The 19,647-nt window shown below is 36.6% G+C and carries 16 protein-coding genes; 9 read left to right on the forward strand and 7 right to left on the reverse strand.

Annotation, left to right across the window (positions count from 1 at the left end; genetic code table 11):
• Nucleotides 1–59 precede the first annotated feature (59 nt).
• On the forward strand, nucleotides 60–2,429 hold the full coding sequence (locus tag EL165_RS19000) for an outer membrane beta-barrel family protein (protein WP_002981796.1): 2,370 nt from the start codon (nucleotides 60–62) through the stop codon (nucleotides 2,427–2,429).
• 106 nt (nucleotides 2,430–2,535) lie between these two features.
• Entirely contained in the window at nucleotides 2,536–4,401 is a 1,866-nt protein-coding gene (locus EL165_RS19005; RefSeq protein ID WP_041461930.1) for a M1 family metallopeptidase, read from the forward strand.
• 35 nt (nucleotides 4,402–4,436) lie between these two features.
• On the opposite strand, the gene EL165_RS19010 is transcribed toward EL165_RS19005, so the two are convergent.
• The 7 genes from EL165_RS19010 to clpB all read right to left on the reverse strand — a co-directional run bounded on the left by EL165_RS19010 (nucleotide 4,437) and on the right by clpB (nucleotide 13,026).
• Entirely contained in the window at nucleotides 4,437–5,822 is a 1,386-nt protein-coding gene (locus tag EL165_RS19010; RefSeq protein ID WP_002981794.1) for a phosphatase PAP2 family protein, read from the reverse strand.
• A gap of 254 nt (nucleotides 5,823–6,076) precedes the next feature.
• Entirely contained in the window at nucleotides 6,077–7,081 is a 1,005-nt protein-coding gene (locus EL165_RS19015) for a zinc metalloprotease (RefSeq protein ID WP_002981793.1), read from the reverse strand.
• Between the two features lie 250 nt (nucleotides 7,082–7,331).
• Nucleotides 7,332–7,973 (reverse strand): response regulator transcription factor, encoded by a 642-nt coding sequence (locus tag EL165_RS19020; RefSeq protein ID WP_002981792.1) that lies wholly within the window; start codon nucleotides 7,971–7,973, stop codon nucleotides 7,332–7,334.
• On the reverse strand, nucleotides 7,970–8,701 hold the full coding sequence (locus EL165_RS19025; protein ID WP_228370569.1) for a sensor histidine kinase: 732 nt from the start codon (nucleotides 8,699–8,701) through the stop codon (nucleotides 7,970–7,972). Before EL165_RS19025 ends, EL165_RS19020 begins: the two co-directional genes overlap by 4 nt.
• A 706-nt stretch (nucleotides 8,702–9,407) precedes the next feature.
• Nucleotides 9,408–9,938, reverse strand: coding sequence for a hypothetical protein (locus EL165_RS19035; protein ID WP_002981789.1), 531 nt, complete (start codon nucleotides 9,936–9,938; stop codon nucleotides 9,408–9,410).
• Between the two features lie 201 nt (nucleotides 9,939–10,139).
• Entirely contained in the window at nucleotides 10,140–10,292 is a 153-nt protein-coding gene (locus tag EL165_RS25895; protein ID WP_002981788.1) for a hypothetical protein, read from the reverse strand.
• A 139-nt stretch (nucleotides 10,293–10,431) separates the two neighbouring features.
• Nucleotides 10,432–13,026, reverse strand: coding sequence for an ATP-dependent chaperone ClpB (gene clpB, locus EL165_RS19040; protein WP_002981787.1), 2,595 nt, complete (start codon nucleotides 13,024–13,026; stop codon nucleotides 10,432–10,434).
• Between the two features lie 387 nt (nucleotides 13,027–13,413).
• Here clpB and EL165_RS19045 point away from each other — a divergent pair, with 387 nt between their 5' ends.
• From EL165_RS19045 to EL165_RS19075, 7 genes are all read left to right on the forward strand, one after another.
• Nucleotides 13,414–13,992, forward strand: a complete 579-nt coding sequence (locus EL165_RS19045; RefSeq protein ID WP_002981786.1) for a TetR/AcrR family transcriptional regulator — start codon at nucleotides 13,414–13,416, stop codon at nucleotides 13,990–13,992.
• Between the two features lie 172 nt (nucleotides 13,993–14,164).
• Nucleotides 14,165–15,481 (forward strand): phenylacetate--CoA ligase family protein, encoded by a 1,317-nt coding sequence (locus tag EL165_RS19050; RefSeq protein ID WP_041461928.1) that lies wholly within the window; start codon nucleotides 14,165–14,167, stop codon nucleotides 15,479–15,481.
• Entirely contained in the window at nucleotides 15,481–16,566 is a 1,086-nt protein-coding gene (locus EL165_RS19055) for a 2Fe-2S iron-sulfur cluster-binding protein (RefSeq protein WP_002981784.1), read from the forward strand. Before EL165_RS19050 ends, EL165_RS19055 begins: the two co-directional genes overlap by 1 nt.
• Before the next feature lie 113 nt (nucleotides 16,567–16,679).
• Complete coding sequence (gene paaA / locus EL165_RS19060; protein WP_002981783.1) at nucleotides 16,680–17,618, forward strand: 1,2-phenylacetyl-CoA epoxidase subunit PaaA; 939 nt, start codon at nucleotides 16,680–16,682, stop codon at nucleotides 17,616–17,618.
• A gap of 111 nt (nucleotides 17,619–17,729) precedes the next feature.
• Nucleotides 17,730–18,011 (forward strand): 1,2-phenylacetyl-CoA epoxidase subunit PaaB, encoded by a 282-nt coding sequence (paaB, locus tag EL165_RS19065; protein WP_002981782.1) that lies wholly within the window; start codon nucleotides 17,730–17,732, stop codon nucleotides 18,009–18,011.
• A 69-nt stretch (nucleotides 18,012–18,080) separates the two neighbouring features.
• Nucleotides 18,081–18,830, forward strand: coding sequence for a 1,2-phenylacetyl-CoA epoxidase subunit PaaC (paaC, locus tag EL165_RS19070; RefSeq protein ID WP_041461927.1), 750 nt, complete (start codon nucleotides 18,081–18,083; stop codon nucleotides 18,828–18,830).
• Nucleotides 18,831–18,836: 6 nt separating this feature from the next.
• Nucleotides 18,837–19,646, forward strand: coding sequence for an alpha/beta hydrolase (locus tag EL165_RS19075; protein ID WP_002981780.1), 810 nt, complete (start codon nucleotides 18,837–18,839; stop codon nucleotides 19,644–19,646).
• Nucleotide 19,647 lies beyond the last annotated feature (1 nt).

The raw sequence follows: 19,647 nt of genomic DNA on the forward strand, positions 1-19,647 counted from the left end.
AATTTTGTACCCATAGAACGGAACAATAGTTTTTGTTTGAGCGGATAAAAAAAACAACCATGTATAAAATTCTTTTTCTTCTGTGTTTCCCGGCTTTGATTTCTGCCCAGCAACAAAAAGCTGAAGGTATAGTGATGAACACCGAAAATGAAAAACTTTCTTTCGTAAAGATAGAAGTATATAACTCTCAGAATGCATTGATCAAAGAATTAAAAACGGATGAAAACGGGAAGTTTGTACTGGAGGGCATAGAAAAACAGGATGCAAAACTGATAGTTAAAAATCAGGGATATTCTTTATTTGAGAAAAAACTGGATTTAAAAGAACCTGAACCTCTGAATATCATTCTTAAAAAAGAATCTCACGAAATAGAAGGAGTGGTTATGACGAAACGTAAACCTCTGGTGAAAAGAAAGGTAGACCGTCTGGAATTTAATGTGGAAAACAGTAATATTTCTTCGCTCAATGCCTGGGAAATCTTAAAAAATACACCCGGTGTTACGATCAGCAACAGTGCATTAAGTGTAAAGGGAAGTACGGGAATTCTGGTGACCATTAATGATAAAAAAGTAATGTTGACGGGGGATGAGCTCAAAAACCTCCTGGAAAATACGCAGGGAGACGAAGTGAAATCGGTGGAGGTGATTACCAATCCGCCTGCAAAATATGAAGCGTCAGGGAGTGCTGTACTGAATATCGTCCTGAAGAAAAATAAAATTGAAGGCTATCGCGGAATTCTCTCCTCCAAATATATACAGACACAATATGCGAAAGGTGTCTTTGGGATTTCCCAATATTATAAAAAGAATAAACTTTCTCTTATGGGAAGCTATTATAGAGGATTGGGGACATACTACCGGGAAGGAACAGATTATGTGAACTACCCGGAAAGTCAAACCCGATGGATCAGTACAATGAACAGGAAGGATAAAAACAATAACCAGAATACCCTGAATTTTAATGCGGAATATGAATTGGACAGCCTGACCAATATTAGCCTCAACTACTCAGGGTATTTTTCTCCAAAATCCTTCGGGGTCTACAATGTGCCTACTTTAATCTATAATCAGCAGGATATCGTAGAATCAAATTATACCACGATCAGTGATCACCGTTCACGTTCCATCAATAACGCCGTAAGTTTTCAGATAGACCGTAAGTTGAATAAGAAAAGCAGCCTTACCTGGATCAATTATTTTACAGGTAACAATGCAGATAAATATCAGAATGTAATAACCTATCTGAACTTCGCAGGACAGGTTCCAAAAGAAGATAATTTTATTACAAAGAATAAAGCAGATGTCCAGCTGTATTCCACTCAATTCGATTATCAGTGGAAAGGAGATCAACTGGAGCTGGAATCTGGAGCAAAGTACAGTTTTGTAAAGACAAACAGTAAGCTTGATTTCTCAGATAACGAGAATGGAGAATTGCAATACAGACCGGAAAAGAGCAGTGTTTTTGATTATAAAGAACATAATTTTGCCCTGTACTCTTCATTAGCCTACAATATTGGAAAGTGGAATTTCAAAGGAGGTCTCCGTGCAGAAATGACAGATCTTGAAGGGGTGGTCTCTGAGCCCTATGAGCTGAATAAAAACAATTACTGGAAGTTTTTTCCTACTTTTTATGTACAGTATACCACAGAAAATAAGCAGGAATTCGGATTTTCTTATGGGAAAAGAATCAGCAGACCTTCTTATTCATGGCTGAATCCTGCGAAATCTTATTATAACCTGTTTTCCTACTATCAGGGCGATCCAAAGTTAAAGGCTACCATCACGCACAATCTGAATCTCACCTATTCCTGGAAAGAGTGGAATGTGGATTTATATTACCGAAAAGAAATCTATCCATCCATGGAAATCTCCTATCAGGAGCCGAGTACCAACAGCCTTATCTATTATTTTACAAATATTGAGAAAGGAGAAGCTTTTGGATTAAGCCTTTACAAAAACTTTCAGGTCAAGCCATGGTGGAATATTATTGTGTCTGAAAATCTTGAGCATAATGAGAATTATTTCAAGGGAATCGATGGAGTAATCTATAAAAACAGAGTCTGGAACTTAGCATCCAATATCTCAACGAGTTTTACACTCGATAAAAACAGCGATTGGAAAATGGAAATCGGACACCGCTATTATTCTCCGGGGATACAGGGAACTTTCAGGATCTCAGAATCTTCTGCAACATATCTGGTGGTCAATAAAAAATTCTTTAATAAAAAACTGGAAGCAAGCCTTTTGTTTAATGATATTTTTAAAACTTCACAGGAAAAAATAAGTACAAAATATGCTAATCAGGATAATTATTTTATAGATTACCGGGATACCCAGAGTTTCACACTTTCTTTGAAATTCAATTTTGGGAATCAGTCTGTGAAAAATGCAAAAACAATAAAGAAAACTGCAGAACAGGAAAGATTGTAAGCAAATTTAATATAAGAATCGTTACAATAAAATATTATTATACAACAAATGATCTACCGATGTCAGATTTTCGCTATTTTTGATGCCAATCTTTAAAAAGATCGTTATGAAGAAAATTTTTTCCATGATGCTGGTAGCAGTTTCTTTGCTGCAATTATCAGCACAGGAATTGTATATGCCGAGGAATATTAAAAAAGCATACGAAAGAGGAACCCGTGATATCTCCGGAGCACCGGGTAAAAATTACTGGCAGAACAAAGGAGTGTATAATGTAGAGGTAAAAGTGGATGCCAGTACAAAAATAGTTTCCGGAAAAGAAACGATTGTCTATACCAACAACAGTCCTGATAGTCTGAATGAGCTGGCTATACGTTTTGTGAATAACCTTCATAAGCCGCAGTCGCCAAGATCAGGGTTTGTATCCAAAGATTTCCTGTCTTCAGGGCTTAAGATTAAATCTTTTATCGTAAACGGTGCAAAATATGATATCAACAGTGACGATTGGAGTACCGTTGAAAAAGTAAAACTGAAAACAGCTTTGAAATCAAAATCCAAAGCTGAGGTTAAAATAGAATGGGAGTATCCGTTGTCCGTACAGAGTGGAAGAGAAGGTCAGATTGATCCCGAAACATTCTATGTGGCTTATTCTTTTCCGAGAATTTCCGTATATGATGATTATAACGGATGGGATATGATTCAGCATTCGGATAGGCAGGAGTTCTATAATGATTTTAATGATTACAGTTTCAGTATTATAGCTCCAAAGAATTATGTGGTCTGGGCAACAGGTGATTTCCTTAATCCGGAAGCTGTTCTTCAGCCGGAATATTTAAAACGGTATAAAGCTTCGTTAAAAAGCGATAAGCTAGTACGCATCGCGACAGAACAGGAAATGAGGTCCGGAAAAGTGACCAAACCTAATAAATGGAATGTATGGAAATTTAAGGCTAACCATATCACAGATTTCTGTTTTGCACTGAGTAATCATTATGTTTGGGATGCTGCAAGTGTTCAGTTAAAAACAAAAAGAGCAAGCGTTCAGGCAGGATATAAATCCGGAGCGAAAGATTTTGAACACTATGTAGACTGGATGCGTTATAATCTGGATTGGTTCTCTAAGAACTGGCCCGGCGTAGAATATCCTTACAATGTAATGACAGCTATTCAGGGGTATGCAGATATGGAATATCCGATGATGATTAATGATACAAGTATTCCTGATGATCTTCAGGATGCGAGGTTGACAGCTGATCATGAAATTGCCCATACATATTTCCCTTTTTACATGGGAATCAACGAAACAAGATATGCTTTTATGGATGAAGGCTGGGCTACTACACTGGAATATCTTATAGGAATTGATGAAAACGGAGAACCTGCAGCTAAAGAATTTTATAAAAACTTCCGCGTTAAAAAATGGATTAATGATCCATCTGCCGAACAGGATCAGCCGGTGATTACAATGAGTACTCAGGTGAGTGGTGCCGGGTACGGAAACAATTCCTATGTGAAAGCATCCTTGTCTTATCTGGCTCTGAAAGATTATCTGGGAGACGAGCTGTTCAAAAAAGCATTACATCATTATATGAATAACTGGAACGGGAAGCATCCGGTTCCATGGGATTATTTCAATTCCATGAATACAGGTTCAGGTAAAAACCTGAACTGGTTCTTCCAGAACTGGTTTTATACCAATAATTATATTGACTTAAAAGTATCAGGGGCATCCCAGATGAATGATATGCTTACCGTAAATGTTACCAATGTTGGAGGCTTTGCTATTCCGTTTGATGCAATACTGTCTTATGAAGACGGAAGTACAGAAAAGTTACATTTTTCACCGTCTGTCTGGGAAAAAGATCAGAAGATGACTGATCTTGTGATTCCCATTAAGAAGAAAGTAAAATCGGTGCAGCTGGATGGTGACCTGTTTATGGATTATACTCCGGAAAATAACCGCAAAAATTTATAATATAAAAGCCTTCAGATTTTGAAGGCTTTTGTATTTTAAAAATAGGCTGTTAATCTTAAACCTAATGTGATATAATTAACTTTTTCTTTTGCAATCAGGTTATTAAGTTCCTGGTCCAGTTCAGCGCTTTCTTTAATCTCATCACTGAAGTAATAACGAATGGTAGAGTTGATCTGATTATAATCTGTATAAAAGGTAAGACCTAATCCCGGATTAAATTTATAAGTCATGGAAGCTCCTGTATTCCATCGGAAGGCGGGTTTAGGTTTATATCTGGCTATCTGCAGTTCGTGATTAGGAGTATCTATTTCGTTTCCTTTTACAAATACTTTTCCACTTGCAGTTGCGGCATATCCTCCGGTTAACTTTAAGGTAAGCTGCCATTTATCTGATAATTCATGGGAAAAATAGGGACCAATGCCTGCAGCCAGGAATCCCATAGATTGTGTTTTGATTTCATGATCACCAAAATCCTGCCCGTCATCAAATGTTATTCTTTGAGATTTAATTGGGAAGCTGCTGAAAGCTATATCTGCACCGACACCCCATTTTTTAGAGAAAAAATAAGCGCCTTCCAGTCCGCCCTCAAACCCGGTTTGTTTTTTGTCATCAAGCTCAGACTCTTTAAGGAAGTTGGTTGTACCTAATGCTGTACCCATCTTCAGAGCAAGAAAAGAAGGATAGTCATTTCCCTGTATCCTGGATAAAAGACTCAAATTATCCCCTTTGTTCTTATAAATCTTATCAATAAAGAAATATCCGAGTTCTGTTGATATTATTCCGATACCGGCACCGGCAAGAATATCCGGAACCCAGTGTCTGTTATTTAAATTTCGTCCAAGACCTGTTAAAGTAGCAGATCCATACCCTGCAATACTGTAAGCCGGGTTTACCATTCCGTATTCTTTGTGAAGAAAACTTGCATTGGTAAAAGCCATAGCGGCATGTCCTGATGGGAAAGAATTATTTTTGGATCCGTCAGGTCGTTCAACTTTTGCTGTATATTTGATAGAGTTAACTAAAATAGCCATGATGGCTAAACTTGTACCATAGGATAAGGTTGCTCTTCCTATATTGTTCCGGCCCTTTACACCTGAGAGCTTTAATCCGTAAACAGCGACAGCAGGAGCATACTGAAGATAATCATCATATTTGACTTTGAAGTTGGGAAGATAACGGTTTCTTACCTCACGGATATTCTCTTTCTCTCCCCATGTTGCTGCAGCGGCAGTAAAAAGAATTGCAGGAGCCACTGATTTTTTAACCCATTCTTTTTTGAAAAACGGAGTCTTCTCCTGAATTGTATACCCTGAATTGATGAGTGCCAGATCTTCATTGAGGTTTCTGGATTGGATAGTATCCTGTGCTTTAATACAATATAATTGCAATAGTATTCCGGATGCTAATGCTGTTTTTTTCATCGGTAGTGGTGCTGAAATTAAAATCGGGTAAAAATATTAAAAAAATCTATCCGAAAAATTGAGACAGACTATTTTAATGTTTTTATAATATTCCAGCTGTGCAGTTTATCATATTATCTGGCTTTTGATCAAATGCTGATACTGCCTATAAAGTTGCCATCATAGAGTTTGTAAACATTTTGCCAGGCTAAAGAGTATAAAAAAAATCTACCCCATTGGTTTGGGATAGATTTAATATAATTTAAAAATATATTCTAATAAACTCTTAATCCGGATCTTGCACCAGAAGAAGCTACTACAGACTGCATTCTTGTTTTCTGTCCTGCAGAGAACATAAACATAGCTGCATCATCTACATAGTCCATATAGTTCATGAACATTACAGATCTTTGTACACCGCTGCATGTATTGTATAGCGGATAAGAAGGTTTTCCGTAATTAGCAGTAGTTTGTGTAGGAGTATCGCTTACCAGGTCATTTCCGCAATTGGCATCTCCCCAGATGTGTCTTAAGTTTAAGTAGTGGCCAACTTCATGCGTAGCGGTTCTTCCAAGATTGAAAGGTGAAGAAGCTCCAGTTTTTCCAAAATACGGAGCACCGATAACTACACCATCGTTCCATAATCCTGCAGACTCCGGGAAAGTTGCATATCCAAGAATAGTTTGTCCCTGGCTGGTCATTTTACCAACTACCCAGATGTTTAAATAATTGGTAGGATTAGTAGCATCAATACCTCCTTTTGAGGCTTTTTTCATATCATCATTAGTAGCCCAGCTCGTTTTTGTAGTAGATTTTCTAACCGTATTTACCAGTCTGAATTTTACTTTTGTATCACCGGAGCTTACGGATTGGAATTCAGTAGGAATTTTACTGACATCACTATTGGTGCCTGAATAGTCAGCATTCAATACGGCAATTTGCTCAGCAATTCTTGCATCAGAAACATTTTCTGCAGTAGTTCTGTATAAAACGTTTACAATCACAGGAATTTCTACACTGCCGTCCGCAAGAACTTTTCCTACTTTAAGATCGTTGGCAAATTTTTCTGTGTTGGTCTCCAGAGCAGCAAATCTTTGCTGAAGTTCAGGACTTTTTTTCAATGCCTCCTGTCTGATTTCCTCAGAAGCACAGCCTCTTTGAACTAATCCTGGAGTGGTAACTGATTCGTCAGTCGGATTTTCGTTTTGATTGGTGATGCTGTCATTGTTACACGCAGCCATTACAGTGAGCATAAAAGCTCCGAATAATAGTTTTTTCATATCAAAAATCGTTTAGGTTGAGGATGTGAAATTATATTATTTGAAATTGATATGCAAATTTTTTTTAAAAATATTTAAGATATTATCAAATATCTGTCTTTTTATTTGAATTAAATTTAATGTTATTGAATATGTTTTGAATTTTAATTAATTTCAAGTTGTGTTTGTGTATTTTTATTTTTTTTACTGATTTTGAATGAAAACTTTTCGTTTGAATTTAATTTTTAAAATAAAATTTTCGCACTGAATCTTAATTGGCAAAACCGTTTTTGATAGCAAAAACTGCCAGGCCTACACGGGTTTTCAGATCGAGTTTTTCACACAGCTGGTCGCGGTAGCTTTCCACTGTTCTTGGGCTGCAGCACATCCTGTCTGCAATTTCCTTATAGCTAAGCTCAGTCACAGTGTATTTCAGGAATTCTTTTTCCCTGTCTGAAATTTTCACAACAATTTCAGATTCAGTTTCTTTATTAAGGTTGGTGAATATGATTTTGGAAGCCCAGTCCGGGTAAAAGAAGCCGTCACTGTTCAGTCGTGTAAGAGCAGTCTCCAGATCTCTCGGATGTGTATTTTTCAAAAGATAGCCTTTTGCCCCGCTTTTGATCATCTTAATCACGCTGTTGTCATCTCCCTGCATGCTCAGAGCCATGATTTTAATACCGGGATGATTTTTTGTAAGCCATACTGCTGTTTCAAAACCATCCATAATAGGCATGCTGATATCCAGAAGAATAATATCTGGAATAGCGTTTCCTTCTTCAAATTTTTGAATAAGATCTTTGCCATTCTCACAGACATAAATGACTTCAAATTCATTAAAATTACCAATAATGCCTTCCAGGGCTTTAGCAATGAGTATATGGTCGTCAACGATTACGATGCTTTTTTTCATGACTGTTTTTTTAAGATAATATTAAGTTGGGTTCCCTCATTTTCTTTACTTTCCATATGAAAGCTGGCTCCTATGATTTCAGCTCTGTTTTTCATATTGGTAAGACCTATTCCGTTGGATTTGATTTGTGATGTATCAAACCCGATTCCGTCATCACGGATATCAAGTTCCCAAAGTATGTCTTCAGTAGTATTCAGAGTTATAAAAATATTTTTACAACGGGAATGTTTTATGCTGTTCTGAATAAACTCCTGCGTAATTCTTAGCAGCATATTTTTATGAACAAAACCCAAATCCAGCTGTTTAAAATTATGCTCAAAACTTACTTTACACTTTTTAAAAGAATTGGTATTGTCTACTTCCTCCTGTATCAAAGTTACAATTTCCTTTTGGTTGATATTGTCATCGGTTAATGTTTTTGACAAGCTCCTCAAGTCCTGTAAAGATTGATTAATAATCTGTGAAACCTGATCTATTCTTTCACTTGCCTCCGGAACTTTGTTTTCATAAAGCATTTGCTGAACATAGAGGCTTACCAGGGTAAGTTTTTGACCAATATTATCATGCAATTCTCTTCCGATCTGCTGCATGGTGGCCTGCTGTATTTCGAGTTGAGTAGCCAGAAGCTCTCGCTGATGAAGTTCATTTTTCATTTCGATTTCATTCAGATATTCTTTTTTTCTCTGTCTGTAATTGCGTATGTAAATAAATACAGCTATTACAAACATCAAAAAAAAGATATTGAATGAAATAATAGTTATTAAGAGCTCTGTTTTCCCCATATAAATGAACTTGCAAATAAAATATACATCACTGCTCCTGAAACCTGAAAATATATAAAATACATATCCCAGATATCTATATATTTCCAAAGAAGAGAGTTAAATGTCATAAATGGTATGTTTGCTATATAAAAAAGTGTTACCCCAAGATTGATATAAAACATTTTGTTTTTACTGAAATTAAGAATTTCAGATGAATTAACTTGTTTATAATATTCCATAATGACAAGAGCCATTAAGAGCAAACAACCTATGTTATAATTGAAGGAAAATATTACTTTCTTTTCCGGGAAAAAAAGTGCCCTGACAATATATGTTAAAAGGTATATTCCCGTCATGACATAGAACAACTTAACTTTTTTTAAAGATTCTTTGGCGTACAGCCAATAAAAAAATATAAACTGCAATGGAATCACAAAGTAGTTGTGAAAGTTTATTCTATCAATTTTGAGTGGTTTTTCTCCCCATTTTACTGCTGATTCACACAGAAAAATAAGTATGAGGTAAATTGCCAGATATTTCCAGGGTTGTTTTTTTACGCGGTTATAATAAATCAGGGAGACTATAGCTGAAAAAGCTTCTCCCCAATACATAAATGACGAAAAAATTTTTTGAATCTCAGTCATATTGTGTTTAAGAATATGAATGATAATTAATAAGATGTGCCCATCGGCGGTGATGGCGGAATAAGTGTTCCACTATTTTCTCCAAGACCTGTATCATCATCTTCTCCCGTGTTTTTAGCGGATTTGTTGGACAGGGCTAGAGACTTTCCTTCAGCGCTTTGGAAAGGATTAAAATCATAATCAATAAGTTCTCCTGTTTCATTAGCTTTTTTTAATGTTGGAACCATGACTAAGGTATGTCTTCCTGCATATTCAATCGGAACCGGGTGAGATTCCATGATAGACCAGTTTTCCTCTTTCGGATACGCAGAATAATAAAATCTGACTCCTAAATCTTCTGCAGATGCCGCAGGATTTACCTTGGCAGCCTCTGCCTCAATATTTGCGATGAAATTTTTTAATTTCGGAAGGTCAAACCAGATGGAATGTGCATCTTCTATTCCTAAAGCCGTATTGATAGCACTTAGGTGATTTTGACGGTAATTGTTGATCAACGCCTGGATAAGACTGTTTGACATTGTTCCAGGTTGCAGCGGATTGTTGGATTCTGTATTCATAGCTTAGTGTTTTGCAGATAAAACTTAATTAATATGCAAATTTCGTAAAAATTATGGTAGAAAGGGCATCTGTGAATCGGGAATTATACTGTTATTTTTCCGTGTTTTTACGGATTGTAATAATCACAGTAACTTATACTGATAACAAGCTTGAATTTATATTATAAAAAACGGAGAAATATGTTTTTTCTCCGTTCTTGTCTAAATGCAGGGGTATTTTCTCCAGTCTCTGCAGATATATCCTGATGTGCAGCAAAGGTTAGGCGGGCAGTTCATGTTTTCATCACACATGATGATTGGAGCGATAAGTCCGCCATCAATTTTCTTAAGATCATTTCTTTTAAGCTTTTTCATATTGATTCTATTTTAGTTATTAGTTGAATAAAGATAACAATATTTCACATAGTAAGGAAGTGAGTTCGTAAAAAATAAGTGCCGCAGAGTAATCTACAGCACTTATTCACAAAAATAATGTATATGAAAAAAAACTATTTTATTGTTCAGTAGGTCTGAAAACCAGTCCTGTTTCTTCAAAATAATCTAAAGTGATTCTGTCTCCATCATTCACATTTCCTGCAAGAATCTCTTTTGATAATTTATTCAATACTTCCTGCTGGATCACTCTTTTCAATGGTCTTGCTCCGAAGGCAGGATCATAACCTTTATCCATCAGATAATCCACTGCGTCCTGAGTGAAAGTCATAATGATGTTTCTTTTAGATAACATTTCATTGAAACCTCTCAACTGGTACTGAACGATTTTTCCGATTTCTTTTTTTCTTAATGGCTGGAACAGTACAATTTCATCAATTCTGTTCAGGAATTCCGGACGAAGGGTTTGTTTAAGAAGATCAAAAACTTCTTCTTTGGTCTTATCCACAATCTCATCCTGGTTTTCCTCCGTAAGATTCTCAAAATTTTCCTGAATCAGGTGTGAACCTAAATTCGAGGTCATAATAATGATTGAATTTTTGAAATTAACCACACGTCCTTTATTATCAGTCAGACGTCCATCATCAAGAACCTGAAGCAAAGTGTTGAAAACATCCGGGTGTGCTTTTTCAATCTCATCCAGCAGTACCACTGAGTAAGGTCTTCTTCTTACCGCTTCAGTCAATTGTCCGCCTTCATCATATCCTACATATCCCGGAGGCGCTCCTACCAATCTTGAAACGCTGTGACGTTCCTGATATTCACTCATATCGATTCTGGTCATATTGTTTTCATCATCGAATAAGAATTCTGCCAGTGCTTTTGCAAGCTCGGTTTTACCCACTCCGGTTGTTCCCAGGAATAGGAAAGATCCGATAGGTTTTTTGTCATCACTCAATCCGGCTCTGTTTCTTCTGATCGCATCTGCAACTGCCTGGATCGCTTCATCCTGTCCAACAACTCTATGGTGGAGTTCAGTCTCCAGATTTAATAATTTATCTCTTTCAGACTGAAGTAATTTGGTTACAGGAATACCTGTCCATTTAGCAATGACTTCAGAAATATTTTCTGCAGTAACCTCCTCTTTGATCAGTTCATTCTGATGATTCTGCATTTCAAGCTCCACTTTGCTGAGCTCTTCTTCCTTTTCACGGAGTTTTCCGTACTGGATCTCCGCTACTTTGGCATAATCTCCGGCTCTGGAAGCTCTTTCTGCTTCCAATTTCAGAGACTCAATATCTTTTTTAATCTGTGTAAGATCTTCACTTTTCTGTTTTTCTTTTAGCCATTTGGCATTGATCTCATTTCTCTGTTCGGATATTTTGGCAATATCTTCTTTAAGGTGATCAATTTTGGTTTGGTTGCCTTCTCTTGAGATAGCAGCCAGCTCAATTTCCATCTGCATCAGTTTTCTGTCCAATACGTCCAGTTCTTCAGGCTTTGAATTGATTTCCATTCTCAGTTTAGCCGAAGCCTCATCAATAAGGTCGATGGCTTTATCCGGTAAAAAACGGTCTGAAATATATCTTTGAGACATTTCCACAGCGGCAATAATTGCCTCATCTTTGATTCTTACTTTGTGGTGAGCCTCATATTTATCTTTAATACCACGAAGGATAGAAATTGCAGATTCAGTATCTGGTTCTTCCACCATCACTTTCTGGAAACGTCTTTCTAACGCTTTGTCCTTTTCAAAATACTTTTGATATTCGTTCAAGGTTGTTGCCCCAATGGCTCTTAATTCTCCTCTTGCCAGAGCGGGTTTTAAGATGTTGGCTGCATCCATGGCTCCTTCACCACCTCCGGCACCAACCAATGTGTGAATCTCGTCAATGAAAAGAATAATCTGACCATCCGATTTGATAACCTCGTTGACAACCGATTTCAGACGCTCTTCAAATTCACCTTTATATTTTGCTCCGGCGATCAAAGCTCCCATATCCAATGAATATAATGTTTTATCCATAAGGTTTTCAGGAACATCACCGCTGATAATTCTATGAGCGATTCCCTCAGCAATCGCTGTTTTACCTACACCCGGCTCCCCGATAAGAATCGGATTATTTTTGGTTCTTCTTGAAAGGATCTGCAGAACTCTTCTGATTTCTTCATCACGCCCGATAACAGGATCCAGCTTGCCTTCTGCTGCTAATTCGTTAAAGTTCTTAGCATATTTGTTTAAGGATTGATACGTTTCTTCCGAACTTGCAGAAGTCGCTTTGCTTCCTTTTCTTAATTCTTTGATAGCACCTTCCAGGAGATTTTTGGTTACACCCATATCTTTCAACATTTTGGATACTTCTGAAGTGGTTTCCAGAAGTGATAGCCATAAATGCTCAATCGTTACATATTCATCACCCATTTTCTTGGCAATATTGGGTGCGTCCAGCAATACTTTGTTGGCAGGTTGTGAAAGATAAATATTTCCTCCCTGTACTTTAGGAAGCTTTTCTAAGTTTTCACGATTGCGCTCTCTTACTAATGCAGCATCTGCTTCAGACTTTTTTAATAAGAAAGGCGAAATATTTTCATCTACCTGAAAAATTCCTTCAAGGAGATGTTGGGGTTCAATGCTTTGGTTGCCAAATTCCATCGCAACCTGTTGCGCTGCCTGGATGGCTTCCTGTGATTTTACAGTATATTGGTTTAAGTTCATATTTTATATATTTTTGGTAATGATTCGTTTAAAGTTTAGTTTTTAAAAAACATCAAGAAACCAAATTCTGAGGCTCAGTTTCTTAATGCCAATCAATTATTTAATCATTTAATCGATGACTGTATCGCAAAAACTGTTCAATTATTAAATTTACAAAAAATATAGACAAAATTTCCGGATTTTGCATTTTTAACGGAAATTTAACTTGACAAAATTTCCGATTTCGTAATTATTTATTTAAAATCTATGAACAAATAGTCATATTATAATTATAGCAGCTAACAACAGAAGGTAAATGCACGGATTGAATTGGTTCGGATGGATTAATCTTTTATGATCAAAAAACAAGCAGTTTAATTCAGAATAATTACTTTTGCATTTTACCAGATGGAACTAAAAGAAAAACAGAGAAAAATACTAGATGTAGCAGTAGAGCTTTTCAAAGAAAAAGGCTATATGGGAAGCTCGGTAAGAGATCTGGCTACTAAACTCAATATTAAAGCAGCTTCATTGTATGCGCATATCCGTTCAAAGGAAGAAATTTTGGAATGGATTTGTTTTGGTATTGCCCAGGATTTTTTTGATGAGCTTCAGGAAGTAAAAAATACAGATGTAGCTCCAAGGGAAAAATTGAATTTATTGCTGGACAGGCACCTTTCCGTAGTTCTTAAAAACCGTGACGTTACCCATATTTATTCCAATGAATGGAAGCATCTTGAAGAAAGGCTTCCCGAATTTGTTGAATTGAGAAAAAATTATCAGCAGGAGGTTGAAGAGCTGATTTCTGAAATTTATAAAGCTGAAAACTGGGAACTGAAATCTCCGTCGTTTACCACAAGATTTATCCTTCATACTTTAAATAACTCCTATTTCTGGTTCAAAAGAAGTAGTGATTCCACGGATGAAATCACAGATGAAATAAGGGAAAAGATTCTTTTCGGCCTGTTGGGAAACCAACATTCATAGGTCTTGACAAGAAGAATTATTAATACATTTTACATTATACTTTTTACAACAAAAAGCATTTGAGCTTTTATTTTTTTATTTAGAATCATTCAAAATATGACAAAAGTCATAAAAATTTTGCCAGCTTCCAAAATCTTTTTAAATTTACACCTAACAAATGTTAGTTAGTTTTATGGATTTTTCAGTTGAATATCTGAAGCTGGATCAGTTGAGACAGCTTCAATCCGACCGGTTGATCAGCCTGATCAGCTATTTGGGGGAGAAGTCGGAATTTTATAAAAAGAAATTTGATGAACTGCAAATATCTCCACAGGATATAAGGTCGATTGAGGATATCACGAAACTTCCCATTACTTACAAACAGGATTTAAGAGATAACTATCCATTCGGATTATTTACCGTTCCTAAAAGCGAGCTTCAGCGTATTCATTGCTCAAGCGGAACGACAGGAAAACCGACTGTGGTAGGATATACCAAAGAAGATGTTGATCTTTTCAGTGAAGTAGTGGCAAGATCATTGAATGCTGCTGGTGCCAAGCCGGGAATGCAGTTACATAATGCTTACGGTTACGGGATTTTTACCGGTGGATTAGGACTTCATTATGGAGCAGAAATGCTGGGAATGAGTGTTCTTCCTATTTCCGGTGGAATGACGGCAAGACAGGTGGATCTGATTGTGGATTTTAAGCCGGAAGTAATCTGCTGCTCGCCATCATATGCTTTAACGATTGCGGATGAATTTGCAAAAAGAGGAATTTCAGCAGATGAAATCAGTCTTAAATATGCTGTTTTAGGTTCAGAGCCGTGGACTGAAATTATCAGAGGGCACATCGAAGAAAGATTAGGAGTTCATGCAACCAATATCTACGGATTGAGTGAAATTATCGGACCTGGAGTTTCCATGGAGGATTTTGAGGAAAAAGGCGGAGCTTATATCTGGGAAGATCATTTCTATCCTGAAATTTTAGATCCGATCACGAAGCATCCTGTTCCTTTCGGAGAAGAAGGGGTATTGGTGATTACAACATTAACAAAAAAAGCAATGCCGCTTTTGCGTTACTGGACCAATGATATTACAAGTCTTTACTATGACGAAAATGCTAAAAGGACAATGGTGAAAATGAAACCCATTGTTGGAAGGGCAGATGATATGCTGATTGTAAGAGGAGTAAATGTTTATCCAAGTCAGATTGAAGATGCTTTCTCCTATGTAAAAGGAGTGGTTCCTAACTATTATCTGACGCCTGTAGAAAAAGAGCACATGTGCATCGCTTTGGATATTGATGTTGAAATAGATGATGACCTGGTGAAATCTCAGAAAATAGAAGCCAATACCGATGATTATTTTAATTTTGTCGGGAATTTTGGAAAAAACATAGAAAACGAAATAAAAAAACGGGTAGGCATCACTACAAAAGTGAAAGTTCATGCCCAGGACAGCCTGCCAAAGTGCGAAGGTGGAAAAATTAACAGAATACTAAAAAAATAATGAATTCATTTTATAAACTTAAAACAGTTAAGGTTCAGAAAGACACTCCCGATGCAGTAAATGTAGCGGTGGAAATTCCTGAAGAGCTGAAAGATAAGTTCAGGTTCAAACAGGGGCAGTACCTGAATTTCCGGATGATGATCAACGGGAATGAGGAAAGACGTTCTTATTCTATCTGTAATGCGCCCAGTGAAAAAAGCAATACACTGGAAGTATTGGTGAAATTGCTTGAAGGCGGAAAAGTATCAGGCTATTTCAATGAGCATCTTCATATGGATGAAGTATTGGAAGTAATGCCTCCGATGGGTGGTTTCAATACATCTTATCATCCGACAAATGTGAAAACCTATGTTGGATTGGCAGCAGGAAGCGGAATCACTCCTGTTTTATCCAATATTAAAGAAAGTCTTTATCAGGAACCTAACAGTAATGCATATCTGTTCTATAGCAACAGAAGTATGAATCATGTTTTAAGAAAAGCTGAAATTGATAAGCTGGTAGAACAGTTCAACGGAAGGCTTAAAGTAGTTTACCTGGTAAGCCGTGAAAAGCACGAAGATCCTGTTTTCGAAGGAAGGATTTCTGCTGAAAAACTGGAGCAGTTATTTGAAAGATATGCAGATATTGATGTAAGAGAAGCAACTTATTTCATCTGCGGACCTTCAGAAATGATCAAAGGAATTGCGGATTATCTGAAAAAAGATAAAAAGGTTCCTGCTATCCAGGTATTGTTTGAATATTTCACCGCTCCGGATGAAGAAAATACGGAGGAAATGAGTGAAGAATTCAAAGCCATTGCCAATATTGAAAGTATGGTAACGGTAATCATTGATGATGATGAATATTCATTCCACCTTAATTCCAAAAAAGAGAGTATCTTAGATAAAGCATTGAAAGACAATCTTCCTGTACCTTTTGCATGTAAAGGAGGCGTTTGTTGTACGTGTAAAGCACAAGTTCTGGAAGGAGAAGTTTTCATGGAGAAAAACTATGCGCTTACCGAAGAAGAAGTAGCCAGAGGCTATGTTCTTACCTGTCAATGTCACCCGACAACGAATGTGGTGATGCTTAATTATGATGTTTAATTCAATTTGAAAATGTGCTAATTTGGAAATTTGAAAATGAGTAATAACTTATTCTCAGTTTCTCAAAATAATTTTCAAATTAACTAATTCTCAAATTTTCAAATTAAAAAATTATGGACTTAGAAAAATTTGTTCAATACGTTCACGAAGAAAATAAAGTAGAGCCAAAAGATGTAATGCCTGATGATTACAGGAAATTATTGGTTCGTCAGATTTCACAGCACGCCCATTCTGAAATTGTGGGAATGCTGCCGGAAGCCAACTGGATCTCCAGAGCCCCTTCATTGAGAAGAAAAATGGCTCTCTTGGCGAAAGTTCAGGATGAGGCAGGTCATGGTTTATACCTTTACTCTGCTACTGAAACTCTAGGAGACGGAAGTATCAGGGCAGACAGAGATGCTACTTATGATGATATGCTGGAAGGAAAAGCAAAGTACTCAAGTATCTTCAATTATCCTACCCTAAGCTGGGCAGATATAGGAGCTATCGGTTGGCTGGTAGACGGAGCTGCCATTATGAACCAGGTAATGCTGATGGGAAATTCTTATGGCCCGTATTCAAGAGCGATGGTGAAGATCTGTAAAGAAGAATCTTTCCACCAAAGACAGGGATATGAGATCCTGATGGCACTTTGCCGTGGTACAAAACAGCAGAAAGAAATGGCTCAGGCTTCATTAAACCGTTTCTGGTGGCCGGCTCTGATGATGTTCGGACCTAATGATGACAGCTCACCAAACTCTAAAATTTCTATGAATTACAGAGTAAAAAGAGAAAGTAACGACAGTCTTCGTCAGAGATTTATCGACGTTACCGTTCCTCAGGCTGAATTTTTAGGATTAACTATTCCTGATAAAGATCTGAAATGGAATGAGGAAAGACAGCATTACGATTTCGGGGAACTTCCTTGGGACGAATTCATGGAAATTTTGAAAGGAAACGGACCTTGTAACAAGAAGCGTATCGAGACGAAGAGAAAAGCTCAGAGAGAGAATGCTTGGGTAAAAGAAGCCGCAGTAGCTTTTGCGGAGAAACAACAAAAAGAAGTAATATAATAATGTAACAATATACCAATGTAGAAATGTAACAATCATTGTTATGCTGAGCTTGTCGAAGCATCTCATTGTTAAATTGGTACATTGATACATTGTTAAATTAATTTGACTATGGCAAATTTAGATATGTGGGAAGTGTTTATTCAGACTAAACCGGGATTATCCCACAAACACGTTGGAATTGTGCAGGCACCAACAGCAGAAATGGCTTTGCAGAACGCAAGAGACGTTTATACAAGAAGAAAAGAAGGGACTTCTGTTTGGGTTGTTCCAAGCAAATATATTGTGACTTCGGAAGGAGTGGATAAAGAAGCTTTCTTTGATCCGGCAGACGATAAACTATACCGTCATCCAACTTTCTACGAGATTCCAAACGATGTAAAAAATATGTAAAAACGCTAATGGCTATTAGCTGCTTGCAATTTGCTAAAAGCTATATGCCAAAAGCCAAAAGCTAAAATAATGAACCCATTATATAATTATTTATTAAAACTAGCAGATGACAGTTTCATTATGGGGCAACGTCTGTCTGAATGGTGCGGTGAAGGTCCTTACTTAGAGGAAGATATTGCATTGACGAATATTGCATTGGATGAGCTGGGACAAGCGAATAACTTTTATGTTTATGCTTCAAGAGTGATTGATAACGGTAAAAGTGAAGATGATATTGCGTTTTTAAGATATGAGCACGAATATCTGAACGCCCACTGGACAGAACTTCCCAATGAAGATTATGCCCAAACCATTCTGAAAGTTTATGTTTTTGCAGTATATCAGAAACTGATGTATGAAGCATTATCAAACTCTGCTAATGAAGAATTGAGCGCCATAGCCCAGAAATCATTAAAAGAAGTAAGATATCATTATACGCACGCCGCATCATGGATGAAAATCTTTGCCCAGGGAACAGAAGAAAGTAAGTCCCGTTTAGTAAAAGCTGTTGAAAATATCTGGGAATATACAAAAGGTCTTTTTGCGAAAACAGAAGGAGAGGAAGACTTGGTAGCTTTGAATATTGCTCCGGATACAGATGTCCTTTATGGAGAATTCCTTGCGATTACAAAGAAAGATTTTGTAGATTTCGGTTTAGAATATCCGCAGAATCCTTTCATGCAGCCAAAATCCAGAACAGGATATCACACGGAATATTTCGGATATATCCTTTGTGAGCTTCAGTATATGCAGAGAGCATATCCTGGATGTACTTGGTAAAAAGTCATGAAAAAATTGCTTCTGGGAATATTGGCTTTTTTTCTTGCGGTCTATGTGATATTATGTATTGGTCTTTATTTCTATCAGGAGAAAATTATTTTTTATCCGGAAAAGCTGCCGGATAATTACAAATTTAAATTTGATAATGATTTTGAAGAAGTAACGATCAGAACAAAAGATAATAAGAATTTAAATGCTGTATTATTTAAAGCACAAAATCCAAAAGGAGTCATCTTATATCTTCATGGAAACGGAGGGTCAATAAAGGGCTGGGGAGAAGTAGCTCAGTTATACAGAAGTATGAACTATGATACGTTTATACTTGATTACCGGGGCTATGGAAAAAGTGAAGATAAAATTAGCAGTAAAGATCAGATTTTTTCGGATGTTGATGCTGCGTATAAAGAACTTTTGAAACGATATCCGGAGAATAGGATTATTATTTTAGGATATTCTGTAGGAACAGGACTGGCTGCAAAACTGGCGTCAGAGCATCAAGCAAAATTGCTTATTTTACAGGCTCCATATTATAGCACAGAAGATGAAATGAGCCAGAAATTTTCATTTCTTCCGAGATTTTTACTGAAATATAATTTTGAAACCGGTAAATATTTAGAAACAGTTAAGTCACCGATAATTATTTTTCATGGCGATAAAGATGAGGTTATTAATTACAAGGCATCTTTAAAACTTAAGAATAATTTTAAAAAAGATGATAGCCTGATTATATTAAAAGATCAGTATCACAACGGCATAACAGATAATTTAGATTATCAGAAAGCAATGAAAATAATTCTTGATTCTGATAAAAAATAAA

Origin of the sequence: Chryseobacterium gleum (genome assembly GCF_900636535.1) — a bacterium.
Taxonomy (GTDB): Bacteria; Bacteroidota; Bacteroidia; order Flavobacteriales; family Weeksellaceae; genus Chryseobacterium; species Chryseobacterium gleum.